We start from the raw sequence: 15,987 nt of genomic DNA on the forward strand, positions 1-15,987 counted from the left end.
TCCCTGACGACGCTCGGACTGGGGTGCTGCTCAGCTCCAGCTGGCGTGCAGCGGCTTGCCCTCGGCGTAGCCGGCGGCGCTCTGGATGCCGACGACGGCCTTCTCGGCGAACTCCTCCAGGGAGGCGGCACCGGCGTAGGTGCAGGAGGAGCGGACGCCCGCGATGATCGAGTCGATGAGGTCCTCGACGCCCGGGCGGGTCGGGTCGAGGAACATCCGGGAGGTGGAGATGCCCTCCTCGAACAGCGCCTTGCGGGCCCGGTCGTAGGCCGACTCCTCGGAGGTGCGGTTGCGCACCGCGCGCGCGGAGGCCATGCCGAACGACTCCTTGTAGGGGCGGCCGTTGGCATCGTGCTGGAGGTCGCCCGGGGACTCGTAGGTGCCCGCGAACCAGGAGCCGACCATCACGTTGGACGCGCCGGCCGCGAGGGCCATCGCGACGTCGCGCGGGTGGCGGATGCCGCCGTCGGCCCACACGTGCTTGCCGTACTTCTTCGCCTCGGCGGCGCACTCCAGGACCGCGGAGAACTGCGGCCTGCCGACGCCGGTCATCATGCGGGTGGTGCACATGGCACCGGGTCCGACGCCGACCTTGATGATGTCGGCGCCCGCCTCGATCAGGTCGCGCACGCCCTCGGCGGAGACGATGTTGCCCGCGACGATCGGGACCTGCGGGTCGAGGTCGCGCACCACCTTGACGGCGCCGATCATCGACTCCTGGTGGCCGTGCGCGGTGTCGATGACGAGGGTGTCCACGCCCGCGTCCAGCAGCTGCTTGGCCTTGCCCGCCACGTCGCCGTTGATACCGACGGCGGCGGCGATGCGGAGCCTGCCCTTCGCGTCGACGGCCGGGGTGTAGAGGGTGGCGCGCAGGGCGCCCTTGCGGGTCAGGATGCCGGCGAGGCGGCCGTCCTTGTCGACGGCGGGCGCGTAGCGCCGGTTGGCGGCGTCGAGGGTGTTGAAGGCCTCGCGCGGGTCCAGGTCCGCGTCGATGAGGATCAGGTCCTTGGACATGACCTCTTCGAGCTGGGTGAAGCGGTCCACACCGGTCAGGTCGGTGTCGGTGACCACGCCGATCGGCTTGTGGTCCTCGTCGACGACGACGCCGGCGTTGTGCGCGCGCTTGGGCAGCAGGGACAGCGCGTCGGCGACGGTCTGGTGCGGGGCCAGCACGATCGGGGTGTCCAGGACGTGGTGGCGGCCCTTCACCCAGGAGACGACGTCGGTGACGACCTCGATCGGGATGTCCTGCGGGATGACCACCAGGCCGCCGCGCCGGGCCATCGTCTCGGCCATACGGCGGCCCGCGATGGCGGTCATGTTGGCGACGACGAGCGGGATGGTGGTGCCCGTGCCGTCCGGGGAGCCGAGGTCCACGCCCTGCCGGGAGCCCACGGCGGAGCGGCTCGGCACCATGAACACGTCGTCGTACGTCAGGTCGTACGAGGGCTGGATGTCATTCAGGAAACGCACGTGCTGCACATCCCAGTCGATCAGAGGTCGCCCCCGGACAGGTCAGCCAGGGGGAAAGAGCACGTACTTCATTCTCCCACGGCTGGTGGCCGACAACCCCCGGGCAGATCATCCAGGCTGGTCAGCGACCCTCTTGGAGGATCCTCCAGGGCCGAGGGTCACGAAAAGCCCCGGCCCGCGGTCCGTCGCCTCGGCGAAGACCTCCTCGGCGACGGACCACTCGTCCGGCCGCGCCTCGGCGTACTCCCGCCAGCCCCGCACGACGAGGACCAGGCCCCGGTCCGCCGCGCCCTCGGGCCAGACGGAGGGGTCGGCGAGGGAGTCGGCGAGCGCGTCCCAGTTCCGGCCGAACCAGTCGGGCAGCGCCAGGTCACGGGCGCAGCGGTCCATCAGGCCCGCCTTGTCCGTGACCCCGTCGAGGTCCAGCGTGACCATGATCCGTCCCGCGGGGTCCTCGTTCATGTCGCGCCCTTCTCCTTCTCCTGATCGCCTGATCGCCAGATCGCCAGATCGCCAGATCGTCCGAGCGCCTGATCGTCCGACCGCCTGATCGCCTGATCCGTCGTCAGATGCCGTCCGGGTCCGTCCGGTTGAGCGTCGACTTCGGCGTCGAGCCCACCGTCATCAGGTAGTCAGCGGCCGACGTGTCCGTCACCAGGCTGGTGACAAGACCGGAGCGCAGCACCGCGTCGATGGCCGCCGCCTTGCGCGCCCCTCCCGCGATCGCCACGACCTCGGGGATACGGCGGAGCTGGTCGGCCTTGACCGTGATGCACCGCTCCCCCAGGTCCCGGCCGACCCGGCGCCCCTCGGCGTCGAAGAGGTGCGCGGACATCTCGGCGGCGACACCGAGCGAGGCGTAGTGCGCGCGCTCCTCGTCGCTGAGCATGTCGTGCACCGTCGAGATGCCGGGCTCCCAGGAGCCGATGGAGACGCAGGCGACCGTGACCTTGTCGAAGTACTCGAAGGCCCGGGCGATCCCGGTCTGGTGGCGCAGCGCCTGTGCGGTCGCCGCGTCCGGCAGCAGCATCGGCGCGTAGATGGGGTGGGCGTCGCCGCCCGAAACCTGGGCGGCGCGGCGCACGGCCTCGACCGAGCCGCGCTCGGCGGTCCCGGCGTCGTACACGCCCGTCAGCTGCACCACCGTGCACGGCGGCAGCTTGTCGAGCGCCGCCGCCATGTGGATGGTGGACCGGCCCCAGGCCAAGCCCAGCACATCACCCTCGTTGACCAGCTCGCCGAGCAGGTCGGCGGCCACCTCTCCCAGGTTCTCCGGGTCGGGCGTCTCCTCGGCATCGGCCGGGGACTCCACCACGACGGCGTGCCTGAGCCCGTAGCGGGCCCGCAGGGCATCCGAGCGCTCGGCGTCCAGCTCGGCCGGCACCCGGATCTCGATTCGTACAAGGTCTCTCTCAAGGGCGGTCTCGAGGACCCTGGCCACCTTGAAGCGGCTGACGCCGAACTCCTCCGCGATCTGGATCTTGGACTTGCCCTCAAGGTAGAAGCGGCGGGCCATGGCCGCCGCCTGGACCAGCTCAGCGGGTCCCATCCGCATGGCTGAACGGCCCGCCGACATACCCGACACGGCGATCTCCTCACTGCTGTTCACACTCTGGATACGCCGTTCATCCTTGCAGATTCGGCGCACTTGATCAGCCCTGATGGGAGCCGTTCACGTTCTGTTCCTCAGTGGTCGCACGCCCAGGACGCCTTGGCGGTCGCCGCCTCGGCCTGCGTGCGCAATGCACGTACCGCCTCGGCCGGGTCGGACGCCCCGTACACGGCGGAACCCGCGACGAAGACGTCGGCGCCGGCCTCGGCGCACCGCTCGATCGTCGATGCCGACACCCCGCCGTCGACCTGGAGCCACAGCTCCAGACCGTGCTTCTTGATCAACTCACGGGTGCGCCGGATCTTCGGGAGCATGATGTCGAGGAACGCCTGCCCGCCGAAGCCCGGTTCAACCGTCATGATCAGCAACATGTCGAGTTCCGGGAGCAGATCCTCGTACGGCTCGATGGGCGTCGCCGGCCGCAGCGCCATGGACGCGCGGGCGCCCTTGGCCCGGATCTCCCGGGCGAGCCGCACCGGCGCGGCGGCCGCCTCGACGTGGAAGGTGACGGAACCGGCGCCCGCCTCCACGTACTGGGGCGCCCAGCGGTCGGGGGCCTCGATCATCAGGTGGCAGTCCAGCGGGGTGTCCGTCGCCCTGGCCAGGGACTCCACGACCGGCACGCCGAGCGTGAGGTTGGGGACGAAATGGTTGTCCATGACGTCGACGTGGAGCCAGTCGGCTCCCCCGACCGCCTTGGCCTCGTCCGCGAGGCGGGCGAAGTCGGCGGAAAGGATGCTGGGGTTGATCTGCGCGGCCATGCCCCAAGACTGCCATGCCCTGCGGGGGCGGGGCGGGACGGGTCCCCGGGGGACGCGGTTGTCTTCGCGGTGCGGGTGGTTCGTGGTTGCTCGCGCAGTTCCCCGCGCCCCTTTGGGGCGCGTTACGCGGTGCGGCGGATCAGAGCGAGGTACATGGCGTCCGTGCCGTGCAGGTGGGGCCACAGCTGTACGTCGGGGCCCTCGCCGAGGTCAGGGACGTCCGGAAGAAGGGGGCGGGCGTCGAAGAGTTCCGCGTCGGGGAACTGCTTGAGGACGTCCGCGACCACGGCCCTGGTCTCCGCGAGGTGCGGGGAGCAGGTCGCGTAGCCGACGACGCCGCCGACCCGTACGGCCTCCAGGGCGCTGCGCAGCAGCCCGCGCTGGAGCGGGGCGAAGCCGTCCAGGTCCTCGGGACGGCGCCGCCAGCGCGCCTCGGGGCGGCGGCGCAGGGCGCCGAGCCCGGTGCAGGGCACGTCGACCAGGACGCGGTCGAAGCCGCCGGGCCGCCACGCCGGGCGGGTGCCGTCGGCCGCGATGACCTGGTAGGGCCCCGGATTTCCGTCCAGTGCCTTGGCCACCAGACCGGCCCGGTGCGGCTGCTTCTCGGAGGCGAGCAGGAAGGCGCCGCGCTCGGCGGCCAGGGCGCCCAGGAGCGCGGCCTTGCCGCCCGGCCCGGCGCACCCGTCCAGCCAGCGCCGGTCCGGCCCGTCCAGGGGCGCGTTCGCCAGCGCGAGCGCGACAAGCTGGCTGCCCTCGTCCTGCACGCCGGCCCGGTTCTCCCGTACGGCGTCGACGGCCCCGGGCTCGCCGCCCTCGCTCAGCCGCACCGCGTACGGCGACCAGCGCCCCGGTACGGCGGCCTCCTCGCCCAGCAGCTCGTCGGCCGTGGCCCGTCCGGGGCGGGCGACGAGGGTGACCTCGGGCCGCTCGTTGTCCGCGGCCAGCAGTTCCTCGATGCCGGCCCGGCCGCCGCCGAGGGAGTCCCACAGCGCGGAGACGACCCAGCGCGGATGCGAGTGGACGACGGCGAGGTGGTCCTCGGGGTCCTCGTCGTAGGGCGGGGCGACCCGCTCCAGCCACCCGTCGAGATCGTCCCGCGCGACCTTGCGCAGCACGGCGTTGACGAACTTGGCCCGCCCGTCGCCGAGCACGACCCGCGCCAACTCCACGGTGGCGGACACGGCGGCGTGGCTCGGGATCCGCGTCCCGAGCAGCTGGTGGACGCCGAGACCGAGCACGTCCAGCACCGGCGGGTCGACCTCCCGCAGCGGCCGGTCGACGCAGTCGGCGATGATCGCGTCGTACGTCCCCTGTCGGCGCAGCGTCCCGTACACCAGCTCGGTGGCGAGGGCCGCGTCCCGGGCGTCGAAGTTCTCGGGCCCCTCCTTCTCCCGGGCCTTGCGCAGCAGCGGCGGCAGAACGAGGTTGGCGTACGCGTCCCGCTCGTCGACGGCCCTGAGCGCCTCGAAGGCGAGGATGCGGACGGGGTCCTTCTGGGGCCTGCGGTACGGCTTGCCGGGCTTACGGGGACGACGGGGCTGCTCGCTCACGAAAAAGGTGCTCCGGGTGTGGGATGAAGTGAGCTCACCAGCGTACTTCGGACCGGTGAACGGTGGCTGCGGAGGCGCAGGTCAGTCGCCGAGCGACTCGCCCTCGGCGATCCGCACGCCGCGCGCCCAGTCCGCGGCCCGCATCGGCTTCTTGCCCTGAGCCTGCACCCACACCAGCTCGACGGCGTACGAGCCGGTGCCGACGTGCACGTTGTTCTTGCCGGCGGCGAGCTGCCCCGGGGCGAGATCCGTCCGGTCGGGCACGGGCAGGGCCTGTACGAGCTTGAGCCGCTCGCCCCGGAAGGTGGTCCAGGCGCCGGGGGCCGGGGTGCAGCCGCGCACCACCCGGTCCACACGCAGCGCCGGGGCGGCCCAGTCGACCCGTGCGTCCTCGACGGTGATCTTCGGGGCGAGGGTGACGCCGTCGGCCGGCTGCGGTACGGCCTTCAGGCTGCCGTCCTCGATGCCGTCCATGGTGGCGGCGAGCAGCCCGGAGCCGGCGAAGGCGAGCCGGGTCAGCAGGTCGCCGCTGGTGTCGGTGGGCCGGATGGTCTCGGTGACCGTCCCGTACACGGGGCCGGAGTCGAGGCCCTCCTCGATCAGGAAGGTGGACGCGCCGGTGATCTCGTCGCCCGCCATGAGCGCGTGCTGCACGGGCGCTGCTCCGCGCCAGGAGGGCAGCAGCGAGAAGTGCAGGTTGACCCAGCCTCGGGCGGGCACGTCGAGGGCGACGCGGGGCAGCAGGGCACCGTAGGCGACGACGGGGCAGCAGTCGGGCGCGATCTCGCGCAGCCGCTCCAGGAACTCCGGGTCGCGCGGTTTCGCGGGCTTGAGCACCTCGATCCCGGCCTCCTCCGCACGCTCGGCCACGGGAGAGGCGACCAGTCGGCGCCCGCGCCCGGCCGGAGCGTCGGGCCGCGTGACGACGGCGGCCACCTCGTGGCGCCCGGAGGCGATCAGTGCGTCCAGGGCGGGAACGGCGACCTCGGGGGTACCGGCGAAGACGAGCTTCATGGGTGGGACGAGCCTCTCGGGCGGGGCGGATGTCGGGCAGCGCCCCAGTCTACGAGCCCACCCCCGGACGGACAGCCGCCGACGGCGACGCACCCCCACGGCAGACGTCCGCCTCTCGACCGACTGGAAACGGGTGGTGCGCGGGTGGGAAAGAACACCGCCGACGGCCGAAGGCCAAGGCGCACGCCCGGCGAAAACAGGCGCACGCATATGCCGCCACGCCCCCACCCCGTGACCACCGGAGCGCCCACGCGTTGGTCAAGGAAGAGTTGACCACCGGACCGCCCGCGCGGCCCGATTCCTTTCAACGCCGGTTCGAGAGGCTTGTTCATGGCCGACCACGCAACCCACGACGCCCAGGCTCGGGCCAGCCTGCACTTGCTGGTGCGGGACATCGAGCGGGTCCGCCGGCAGGTGGACGCACTGCGCACCCTCACCGCCCAGTTGGGCAACGTCTACCGCCCGCGCCGCTCCGGCCCCTCCACGGGCTTCGTCGTCTACGGGCGGGCCCCCGCCCCGACGGTCCGTCTCGCCCAGGAGCTGCGGGACAGCGTCGAGACCCTGGTCACGGCCGCGGTGGACTTCGACCGTTCGCTCGGCTTCTCGTGGGACGCGGTGGGCTCCGCACTCGGCGTCACCAAGCAGGCGGTGCACCGCCGCTACGGCTCCCGCCGCGCCGCGACCCAGGCGGCCTCCGCCACCGAGACCCCCGAGCACGCACCGGAACCGACGGGCACCCACCCGGTCAACGTGGGCTCCGGCCTCCCCACCGTGCCCACGGTCCCGGCCGCCCGCTCCCTGCCGACCCAGCCGACGGCGGGCAGCCCGGTCCTGCGCGACGACGTCCGGCCGACGGCCTTCCCCGGCCCGCGCAACGGCTAGCCGCAACGGCTGAGCCACGACGGCTCACCGGCCCGCTGTCCGCCCGGTTCACGCGGGAGGACAGCGGGTTCTTGTGTGTACGCCTCCGCCTACGCCGTCACCCGATGTCGGGCGGATCGATCCGCACCCACACCGCCGCGTCGCTCCCCCGCGCCATCCGCGCCGCCTGAGCGGCCTTCAGCGCACCGGCCAGCGCCGCCCCGCGCCCCGGCGGCACCCGGACCAGCGCCCGCTCCCAGTGCTCCTCGGGCGGCGGCGAGCCCACCCGCCGTGGACGCCCCGCGGCCGTGACCGGCAGCGGCACCGGACCCAGCACCTCGGCCTCGGGCGGCAGCTCGACCGCGCGCAGGAAGTCGGCCACCGCCTCCGCCGGCCCCGCCACGGCCGCCATCCGCGACACCGGCGGAAAGCCCAGCTCGGCCCGCTCGGCCAGTTCCCGCACCGCATGGCCGACGGGGTCCCAGCGCACCAGCGCCTGCACCGGCCGCAGGGTCGGCTCGGCGACCGCGACGACGGTGCCTCCGGCACTCTGCGGGCGCACCAGCGCGGAGGCGGCCAGCCAGCGCCGCAGCGCGTCCTCACCGGCGCGCAGGTCGGGCCGCCCGAGCATCGCCCAGCCGTCGAGCAGCAGGGCCGCCGCGTAGCCGCCCTCGGCGACGGGTTCGGCCCCCGGAGTGCTGACGACCAGCGCGGGCGTCTCCGGCACGGTGTCCAGCACCTGCTCGCGCCCCGAGGTGCGCACCGGCACCGCCGGGAACGCCCGCCCCAGTTCCTCGGCGGTGCGGCGCGCCCCCACGATCTGGGCGCGCAACCGGAACGCCCCGCACTCCGGGCAGTGCCACCCGCCCTCCTCCCGCCCGCACCAGCCGCACCGCAGCGCGGCCCCGGACTCCTGCCCCTCCAGCGGCCCCGAGCAGTGCCGGCATCGCGCGGGCGTCCGGCACGCGGCGCACGCCATCCGCGGAACGTACCCCCGCCGGGGCACCTGCACGAGCACCGGTCCGTGCCGCAGCCCGTCCCTGACGGCCTGCCAGGCGAGGGTCGGCAGCCGAGCGGCGCGGGCGGCCTCGTCCCGGGCCAGGTCCTGGTCCCCCACGGTCCGCACCAGCGGGGCGGCGGCCCGCACCTGCTCCCGCGCGGCGACCAGCGGCCGGGCCCAGCCGGTCTCCACGAGCTGGGCGGCCTCCACGGTGCAGCTCCAGCCCCCCAGCAGGAAGGCGCACCTGTCCTGGGCGGCGCGCAGCAGCAGCACCTCGCGAGCGTGCGGCTGCGGGGCGTGCGGCTCGCTGTGGCTGTCGTCGCCGTCGTCCCAGAGGGCGACAAGACCCAGGTCCCGCACCGGCGCGAACATGGCTGCGCGGGTCCCGACGACGGCCCGTACGGTCCCTCGGCGCACCGCGAGCCACTGCGCGTACCGCTTCTCGGGTCCGGCGTCGGCGGTGAGCACCGCGTGCCGTCCCTCGCCCAGCAGGGCGGTCAGCGCGGCGTCGGCGCGGGCGACGGCCCTCCCGTCCGGCAGGACGACGAGGGCGCCCCGGCCGGAGGCCAGCGTCGCCGCCACTGCCCGCGCCAGCTCCTCGCTCCACCGCGGACCTGGCAACGCGTTCCACACCGCGCGCGGCGCACCCCCCGAGGCGAGGGCCGCCACGAACGCGGCCCCCTGCTCGTACCGCGTCCAGGACCCCGGCTCGGGCACCGGCGGCGGGGGCAGCGGATCGGGCGACGTCCGCTTCTCGGCGCGCGCGTTGCGCGGCGGTACGGCGAGCTGCAGCACGTCGGCGAGGCTGCCCGCGTACCGGTCGGCGACCGCCCGCGCGAGTCCGAGCAGTTCCTCGTCGAGCACCCGCTCGGGCGAGACGACCTGGGCCAGCGCGGCGAGGGGGCCCGAGTACTCGGACTCGGCGAGCCGCTCGACGAGGAAGCCGTCGATGAGCCCCCCGCCCTCGCGCCGCCCGTCCCGCACCCGGTGCCGCCCGGCGCCGAACCGCACCCGCACCCGCACGCCGGGCTGGGCGTCGGCGTCGAGCTCCTCGGGCACGGCGTAGTCGAAGTACCTGTCGAGGTGGAGTACGCCCTTGTCGACGAGGACCCGGGCGACGGGCAGTTCCTTGGCGAGCGCCGCTCCGCGCCAGGTCCGCGGCTTGGCCCGCGGCGCCTTCGCCTCGCGCACGCTCTCCCGGATGAGCGCGAGCTGTTCGGGCGGCGCGTCCTGAGCGCCACCGCCCGCCGGTTCGTTCTCGCTGCTCACGCCTGCATTCCTACCAAAGACCACTGACAAACGACGACGCCGAACGACGGCGCCGAACGACGGCACCCGGGCGCACACCGCTGCGCCGCGCACCTGCCCTGCCCGCGCGCGGACACGCCGAGGCCCGGCGTCCCCACCGGGGACACCGGGCCTCGCGACGTGCCGTCGGCCGTCAGGCGGAGCGCTCGGGCGCCTTACAGCCCCGCCGCCTGCCGCAGCGCATCCACGCGGTCCGTGCGCTCCCAGGTGAAGTCGGCAAGCTCGCGGCCGAAGTGGCCGTACGCCGCGGTCTGGGCGTAGATCGGGCGGAGCAGGTCGAGGTCACGGATGATGGCGGCCGGACGGAGGTCGAAGACCTCGTCGATCGCCTTCTCGATCTTCTCGGTGTCGATCTTGGCGGTGCCGAAGGTCTCCACGAAGAGACCGACCGGCTCGGCCTTGCCGATGGCGTAGGCGACCTGGACCTCGCAGCGGGCGGCGAGGCCCGCGGCGACGACGTTCTTGGCGACCCAGCGCATCGCGTACGCGGCGGAGCGGTCGACCTTGGACGGGTCCTTGCCGGAGAAGGCGCCGCCGCCGTGGCGGGCCATGCCGCCGTAGGTGTCGATGATGATCTTGCGGCCGGTCAGGCCGGCGTCGCCCATCGGGCCGCCGATCTCGAAGCGGCCGGTCGGGTTGACCAGGAGACGGTAGTTCTCCGTGTCGAGCTTGATGCCGTCCTCGAGCAGCGCCTTGAGCTCCGGCTCGACGACGAATTCCTTGATGTCGGGAGCCAGCAGGGACTCCAGGTCGATGTCGCTCGCGTGCTGGGAGGAGACGACGACCGTGTCGAGGCGGACGGCCTTGTCGCCGTCGTACTCGATGGTGACCTGCGTCTTGCCGTCCGGGCGCAGGTAGGGGATCGTGCCGTTCTTGCGGACGTCCGACAGGCGCTTGGACAGGCGGTGCGCCAGGAAGACCGGGAGCGGCATCAGGGTCGGCGTCTCGTCGGACGCGTAGCCGAACATGAGGCCCTGGTCACCGGCGCCCTGCCGGTCCAGCTCGTCCTCATCGCCCTCGACCCGGTTCTCATAGGCCGTGTCGACGCCCTGCGCGATGTCCGGGGACTGGGCGCCGATCGAGACCGAGACACCGCAGGAGGCGCCGTCGAAGCCCTTCTTCGAGGAGTCGTAGCCGATCTCCAGGATCTTGCCGCGGACCAGCGTGGCGATGTCCGCGTAGGCCTTGGTCGTCACCTCGCCGGCCACGTGCACCAGACCGGTGGTGATCAGGGTTTCGACGGCGACCCGGGAAGTCGGGTCCTCACGCAGTAGCGCGTCGAGAATCGTGTCGCTGATCTGGTCAGCGATCTTGTCGGGGTGACCTTCGGTCACGGACTCCGAGGTGAACAGGCGACGGGACACAACGCTCCCTGGGGTTGCAGCGGCTGCTGGCTGATCATTGGTGGACGGCACGGGGAGCTGCACCCGGCGACGTCCGAGAACAGTTTATCGGTCGCGCTCTGCCGCGGACCCACCCGTCTCAGCTCTCGGGAGGGCTGTGACCTGCGGCACGGGCATTCTGCCTGGAACGAAGCACCCTTGGCCAGGGCCGCCACGCTCGAATGCGAGCGGTTCACGAGCCGGGTGAAGTGAATGAGTCATTCAGCCGAGCCGTTCCACCACGAGGTCCCACACCGTCTCGGCCAGGGCTTCCTTGGGGCCGTGCGCCACCGGAGTCTCGCTGCCGTCGGCGCCGAGGACCACGGCCTCGTTCTCCTCGGACCCGAAGGTCTTGCGCTCCCCCACCTCGTTGACCACGAGGAGGTCGCAGCCCTTGCGCTTCAGCTTCGCCCGGCCGTTGGCGAGGACGTCGTCGGTCTCGGCCGCGAAGCCGACGACCAGCTGCCCGGAGCGGGCCCGGCCCGTGGAGATCTCCGCGAGGATGTCCGGGTTGCGCACCAGGGTGATCGGCGCGGGTTCCTGGTCGTCCTTCTTCTTGATCTTCCCGGCGGCGTACACAGCCGGCCGGAAGTCCGCGACCGCCGCGGCCATGACGACGGCGTCGGCGTCCGCCGCGGCGCGCAGCATCGCCTCGCGCAGCTCCACGGCCGTGCCCACCGGGACCACGTCCACGCCGGCCGGATCCGGCAGCGACGCGTTCGCCGCGACCAGCGTGACGCGGGCGCCCCGGGCGGCGGCGGTGCGGGCGAGGGCGTAGCCCTGCTTGCCGGAGGAGCGGTTGCCGAGGAAGCGGACCGGGTCGAGGGGCTCCCGGGTGCCGCCGGCGCTGACGACGACGTGCCGTCCGGCGAGGTCCGGCTCGCGCACGCCGCGGGCGAGCACCCGGCGGCAGACCTCGAAGATCTCGCCCGGGTCGGGCAGCCGGCCCTTGCCGGTGTCGACGCCGGTGAGGCGGCCGACGGCCGGTTCGATCACGAGGGCACCGCGGCGGCGCAGCGTCGCCACGTTCTCCTGGGTGGCCGGGTGCTCCCACATCTCGGTGTGCATGGCGGGGGCGAAGACGACCGGGCAGCGGGCCGTGAGCAGTGTGTTGGTGAGGAGGTCGTCGGCGAGGCCGTGGGCGGCCTTGGCGAGCATGTCGGCGGTGGCCGGGGCGACGACGACCAGGTCGGCGTGCTGACCGATGCGCACGTGCGGGACCTGGTGGACGTCGTCCCACACCTCGGTCGACACGGGATTGCCGGACAGCGCGGACCAGGTGGCGGCGCCGACGAAGTGCAGCGCGGAGGCGGTGGGGACGACCCGGACCTCGTGTCCCGACTCCGTGAACCTGCGCAGCAGCTCACAGGCCTTGTACGCGGCGATGCCGCCGCTGACCCCCACAACGACCTTGGGCTTGTCCACCGTCTGCTCCCCGTCTCCCCGGCTCGGATGTCGCGTACGACCCATCACACACCACAGGCCCGGCAGACGGACTGCCGGGCCTGTGGAAAAGTCAGCTTCAGGCTGAAAATACTACCGCCGATACTGTCGGCACTACTGCGCCGGACCCTCGATGGCCTCGGAGGTCAGCAGCCCCGCGTTGATCTCGCGCAGGGCGATCGAGAGCGGCTTCTCGTGCACGTGGGTGTCCACGAGGGGACCCACGTACTCGAGGAGGCCCTCGCCGAGCTGCGAGTAGTACGCGTTGATCTGGCGGGCCCGCTTGGCCGCGTAGATCACGAGGCTGTACTTCGAGTCCGTGGCCTCGAGGAGCTCGTCGATCGGCGGGTTGATGATGCCCTCGGGCGCGGAGATGGAAGAGGACACGCTCTACCTTCCGATGGATGGGAAAGATGAAGTCGGGATGTTCGCAGGGTGACCAGTAACGATCACACGACGTTCGTCAAGGCTAGCAGCTCGCGCGCCACATCCTCGACGGAGGTGTTGACCAGGGTCTGGTCGAACTCCGGCTCGGCCGCCAGCTCGACCTTGGCCACGGCGAGGCGGCGCTCGATCACTTCCGGCGGCTCGGTGCCCCGGCCGGTGAGCCTGCGCACCAGCTCTTCCCAGGAGGGCGGGGCCAGGAACACCAGCTGGGCCTCGGGCATGGACTCGCGGACCTGCCGCGCGCCCTGGAGGTCGATCTCCAGGAGCACCGGCTCACCGGCCTCCAGGCGCTCCAGTACGGCCGCACGCGGTGTGCCGTAGCGGTTGCCGGCGAACTCGGCCCACTCCAGCAGCTCACCGTTGGCGATCAGCTTGTCCATCTCCTCGTCGGTGACGAAGAAGTAGTGGACACCGTGCTGCTCGCCGGGGCGGGGCCTGCGGGTCGTCGCCGAGACCGACAGCCAGACCTCGGGGTGTTCCTTGCGCATATGAGCGACGACCGTGCTCTTGCCGACCCCCGAGGGGCCGGAGAGCACGGTCAGCCGCGGACGTGCGTCCGGGGGTACGGGGGACGTCCCCCGGGGTGTTGCAGCCATGCAGCGATTATTCCAGCAATCCCGGAGTGGTCCGGACTCAGCTGCCGGTGCTGCCGAACTCGCGCTCCAGGGAGGCGATCTGGTTGGAACCGAGCCCGCGCACACGGCGGCTCTCGGAGATACCCAGTCGCTCCATGATCTGCTTGGCGCGGACCTTGCCCACGCCCGGCAGGGACTCGAGGAGGGCGGAGACCTTCATCTTGCCGATGACGTCGTTCTCCTGGCCCTGCTTGATGACCTCGTGGAGGGAGGCGCCGGAGTGCTTGAGTCGATTCTTGACCTCGGCCCGCTCCCGGCGAGCCGCGGCGGCCTTTTCGAGCGCGGCTGCGCGCTGTTCAGGGGTAAGGGGCGGAAGAGCCACGCCTACGTCACCTCGGATGTCGAACTGTCGGATACGGACCGGTGAGGAACCTAGTCGCCCCACACCTGGGGAGCTACGAGCAACACGCTTGCCCGTTGACTCTTCCCGGAGACTAGCGTCCAAGTCCTCAAGAGTCAGCGAGAACAGCGGAAAAGTCCTGGTCAGCCTCCGTCAGGACGGACATATAGGACATACTGCCTCGGATTTGAGGATGTATCCAGAGTCAGGACGCCGTGACCGCGGTCCTGATCTCCTCCGCGAAACGGTCCGCGGCCTTCCGCAACGCGGCCGCATCGGGGCCGTGACGAAGCACACCCCGGCTGACGTTCGGAACGACGTTGCGCACCGCGGCGCCGAAGACCCGTGGCAGATCCGCGGGGGTGGCTCCCTGGGCGCCGATGCCGGGTGCGAGGAGCGGGCCGTTGATGCCCAGGTCGTACGACGACAGGTCGCCGAGGGTGGCGCCTACCACCGCGCCGAAGGACCCCAGGGGCTCCTCCCCTGCGTTCTCGGCGGCCAGGTGCGCCAGCACCGTTGCCCCGACGCTCCGCCCGTCGGCCCGGACCGCGTGCTGGACCTCGCCGCCCTCCGGGTTGGAGGTCAGCGCCAGCACGAACAGGCCCGCACCGCTCTCGCGCGCCATGTCGACGGCCGGCCTCAGGGACCCGTAGCCGAGGTACGGCGAGACGGTCAGCGCGTCCGAGAACAGCGGGGCGCCCTTGCGCAGGAACGACTCGGCGTACGCGGCCATGGTCGAGCCGATGTCGCCGCGCTTGGCGTCCATGACGACCAGGGCGCCGGCCGCCCGCGCCTCTTCGACCGACTTCTCCAGTACGGCGACGCCGCGCGAACCGAAGCGCTCGAAGAAGGCGCTCTGCGGCTTGAGCACGGCGACCCGGTCGGCCACCGCCTCCACGACGGTGCGGCTGAAGCGCTCCAGGCCGGCCACGTCGTCGTTCAGACCCCACTCGGCGAGCAGGGAGGCGTGCGGGTCGATGCCGACGCACAGCGGCCCGCGCTCGTCCATCGCGCGGCGCAGCCGGGCGCCGAAGGGTTCGAGTACCGTCATGCGTTCGTCCTGACGTCGGCGCCGACCGCGTCGGCGAGGGTGGCGTGCGGGCTCTGCCGCAGGCGGGCGGCGAGCCCCTTGTGGATCGCGCGGCCCCAGAAGGGACCCTCGTAGATGAACGCGCTGTAGCCCTGGACCAGCGTGGCCCCGGCCAGGATGCGCTGCCAGGCGTCCTCGGCGGTCTCGACGCCACCGACGCCCACCAGAGTGATCCGGTCGCCCACGCGCGCGTAGAGGCGGCGCAGCACCTCCAGGGAGCGCTCCTTGAGCGGTGCGCCGGACAGGCCGCCGGTCTCCCGGACGAGCACCGGCGAGGACGTCAGCCCGAGTCCCTCGCGCGCGATGGTGGTGTTGGTGGCGATGATCCCGTCCAGGCCCAGCTCCACGGCCAGGTCGGCGACCGCGTCGACGTCCTCGTCGGCGAGGTCGGGCGCGATCTTGACCAGAAGCGGGACGCGCCGCGCGGTGACGGCGCGGTCGGCGGCCTCGCGGACGGCGCTCAGGAGCGGACGCAGGTGATCCACCGCCTGGAGGTTGCGCAGTCCGGGCGTGTTCGGGGAGGAGACGTTGACGACGAGGTAGTCGGCGTGCGGGGCGAGGCGCTCGGCGGACTTCACGTAGTCGCCGACGGCCTCCTCCTCCGGGACGACCTTCGTCTTGCCGATGTTGACGCCGACGACGGTCCGGACGACGGGCGTGCGGGAGGCCAGACGGGCGGCGACGGCCAGTGAGCCGTCGTTGTTGAAGCCCATGCGGTTGATCAGCGCCCGGTCGCTCACCAGACGGAACAGCCGCTTCTTGGGGTTGCCGGGCTGCGGCTCCCCCGTGACCGTGCCGATCTCCACGTGGTCGAACCCGAGCATCGCCATGCCGTCGATGGCCACCGCGTTCTTGTCGAAGCCGGCGGCCAGCCCGAAGGGACCGTGCATGCGCAGCCCGAAGGCCTCGGTGCGCAGTTCCTTGTAGCGGGGCGCGAGCACGGCCGCGACGAAGGTGCGCAGGACGGGGACGCGGACGGCGAGGCGGATCCAGCGGAAGGCGAGGTGGTGCGCCCGCTCGGGGTCCATCCGCTTGAAGACGAGGGAGAAGAAGGTCTTGTACATGGTTCCT

The 15,987-nt window shown here is 72.5% G+C and carries 15 protein-coding genes; 1 reads left to right on the forward strand and 14 read right to left on the reverse strand.

What is annotated here, in order from left to right; genetic code table 11:
- Positions 1 to 30: 30 nt before the first annotated feature.
- The 6 genes from ACFCZF_RS18855 to fmt form a co-directional block, all read right to left on the reverse strand.
- A complete protein-coding gene (locus ACFCZF_RS18855; protein ID WP_376672611.1) occupies positions 31 to 1,473 on the reverse strand; it encodes a GuaB1 family IMP dehydrogenase-related protein in 1,443 nt (480 codons plus the stop codon).
- A 108-nt stretch (positions 1,474 to 1,581) separates the two neighbouring features.
- A complete protein-coding gene (locus tag ACFCZF_RS18860; RefSeq protein ID WP_376672612.1) occupies positions 1,582 to 1,935 on the reverse strand; it encodes a barstar family protein in 354 nt (117 codons plus the stop codon).
- A gap of 103 nt (positions 1,936 to 2,038) precedes the next feature.
- Positions 2,039 to 3,082, reverse strand: a complete 1,044-nt coding sequence (locus ACFCZF_RS18865) for a sugar-binding transcriptional regulator (protein WP_376672613.1) — start codon at positions 3,080 to 3,082, stop codon at positions 2,039 to 2,041.
- Positions 3,083 to 3,159: 77 nt separating this feature from the next.
- Positions 3,160 to 3,846, reverse strand: coding sequence for a ribulose-phosphate 3-epimerase (gene rpe, locus ACFCZF_RS18870; RefSeq protein WP_375913830.1), 687 nt, complete (start codon positions 3,844 to 3,846; stop codon positions 3,160 to 3,162).
- A 122-nt stretch (positions 3,847 to 3,968) separates the two neighbouring features.
- Positions 3,969 to 5,396, reverse strand: coding sequence for an RsmB/NOP family class I SAM-dependent RNA methyltransferase (locus ACFCZF_RS18875; RefSeq protein ID WP_376672614.1), 1,428 nt, complete (start codon positions 5,394 to 5,396; stop codon positions 3,969 to 3,971).
- Positions 5,397 to 5,477: 81 nt separating this feature from the next.
- Positions 5,478 to 6,410, reverse strand: coding sequence for a methionyl-tRNA formyltransferase (gene fmt / locus ACFCZF_RS18880; RefSeq protein ID WP_376672615.1), 933 nt, complete (start codon positions 6,408 to 6,410; stop codon positions 5,478 to 5,480).
- A 330-nt stretch (positions 6,411 to 6,740) separates the two neighbouring features.
- On the opposite strand from fmt, the gene ACFCZF_RS18885 reads away from it, so the two are divergent.
- A complete protein-coding gene (locus ACFCZF_RS18885) occupies positions 6,741 to 7,292 on the forward strand; it encodes a hypothetical protein (protein ID WP_376672616.1) in 552 nt (183 codons plus the stop codon).
- A 97-nt stretch (positions 7,293 to 7,389) separates the two neighbouring features.
- On the opposite strand, the gene ACFCZF_RS18890 is transcribed toward ACFCZF_RS18885, so the two are convergent.
- The 8 genes from ACFCZF_RS18890 to ACFCZF_RS18925 all read right to left on the reverse strand — a co-directional run bounded on the left by ACFCZF_RS18890 (position 7,390) and on the right by ACFCZF_RS18925 (position 15,980).
- Positions 7,390 to 9,540, reverse strand: coding sequence for a primosomal protein N' (locus tag ACFCZF_RS18890; RefSeq protein ID WP_376672617.1), 2,151 nt, complete (start codon positions 9,538 to 9,540; stop codon positions 7,390 to 7,392).
- A 194-nt stretch (positions 9,541 to 9,734) separates the two neighbouring features.
- Positions 9,735 to 10,943 carry a methionine adenosyltransferase gene (gene metK / locus ACFCZF_RS18895; protein WP_375913815.1) on the reverse strand — a complete coding sequence of 403 codons (1,209 nt, stop codon included), beginning with the start codon at positions 10,941 to 10,943 and terminating at the stop codon, positions 9,735 to 9,737.
- Positions 10,944 to 11,183: 240 nt separating this feature from the next.
- On the reverse strand, positions 11,184 to 12,386 hold the full coding sequence (coaBC, locus tag ACFCZF_RS18900) for a bifunctional phosphopantothenoylcysteine decarboxylase/phosphopantothenate--cysteine ligase CoaBC (protein ID WP_376672618.1): 1,203 nt from the start codon (positions 12,384 to 12,386) through the stop codon (positions 11,184 to 11,186).
- A gap of 132 nt (positions 12,387 to 12,518) precedes the next feature.
- Entirely contained in the window at positions 12,519 to 12,791 is a 273-nt protein-coding gene (gene rpoZ, locus ACFCZF_RS18905) for a DNA-directed RNA polymerase subunit omega (protein ID WP_003977348.1), read from the reverse strand.
- Positions 12,792 to 12,853: 62 nt separating this feature from the next.
- On the reverse strand, positions 12,854 to 13,447 hold the full coding sequence (gmk, locus tag ACFCZF_RS18910) for a guanylate kinase (protein ID WP_376672619.1): 594 nt from the start codon (positions 13,445 to 13,447) through the stop codon (positions 12,854 to 12,856).
- A gap of 37 nt (positions 13,448 to 13,484) precedes the next feature.
- On the reverse strand, positions 13,485 to 13,808 hold the full coding sequence (locus ACFCZF_RS18915) for an integration host factor (protein ID WP_003977346.1): 324 nt from the start codon (positions 13,806 to 13,808) through the stop codon (positions 13,485 to 13,487).
- Positions 13,809 to 14,031: 223 nt separating this feature from the next.
- Positions 14,032 to 14,877: an orotidine-5'-phosphate decarboxylase gene (gene pyrF / locus ACFCZF_RS18920; protein WP_376672620.1), complete on the reverse strand. Its 846-nt coding sequence runs from the start codon at positions 14,875 to 14,877 to the stop codon at positions 14,032 to 14,034.
- Positions 14,874 to 15,980, reverse strand: coding sequence for a quinone-dependent dihydroorotate dehydrogenase (locus ACFCZF_RS18925; RefSeq protein WP_376672621.1), 1,107 nt, complete (start codon positions 15,978 to 15,980; stop codon positions 14,874 to 14,876). The genes pyrF and ACFCZF_RS18925 overlap by 4 nt, the downstream gene beginning before the upstream one ends.
- Positions 15,981 to 15,987 lie beyond the last annotated feature (7 nt).

Origin of the sequence: Streptomyces sp. NPDC056296, from assembly GCF_042268605.1 — a bacterium.
Lineage (GTDB): Bacteria > Actinomycetota > Actinomycetes > Streptomycetales > Streptomycetaceae > Streptomyces.

Coding starts and splice junctions, on each gene's coding strand:
- ACFCZF_RS18860 (WP_376672612.1), bottom strand. CDS start 1,935: ATGAACGAGGACCCCGCGGGACGGATCATGGTCACGCTGGACCTCGAC.
- rpe (WP_375913830.1), bottom strand. CDS start 3,846: ATGGCCGCGCAGATCAACCCCAGCATCCTTTCCGCCGACTTCGCCCGC.
- fmt (WP_376672615.1), bottom strand. CDS start 6,410: ATGAAGCTCGTCTTCGCCGGTACCCCCGAGGTCGCCGTTCCCGCCCTG.
- ACFCZF_RS18885 (WP_376672616.1), top strand. CDS start 6,741: ATGGCCGACCACGCAACCCACGACGCCCAGGCTCGGGCCAGCCTGCAC.
- gmk (WP_376672619.1), bottom strand. CDS start 13,447: ATGGCTGCAACACCCCGGGGGACGTCCCCCGTACCCCCGGACGCACGT.
- pyrF (WP_376672620.1), bottom strand. CDS start 14,877: ATGACGGTACTCGAACCCTTCGGCGCCCGGCTGCGCCGCGCGATGGAC.
- ACFCZF_RS18925 (WP_376672621.1), bottom strand. CDS start 15,980: ATGTACAAGACCTTCTTCTCCCTCGTCTTCAAGCGGATGGACCCCGAG.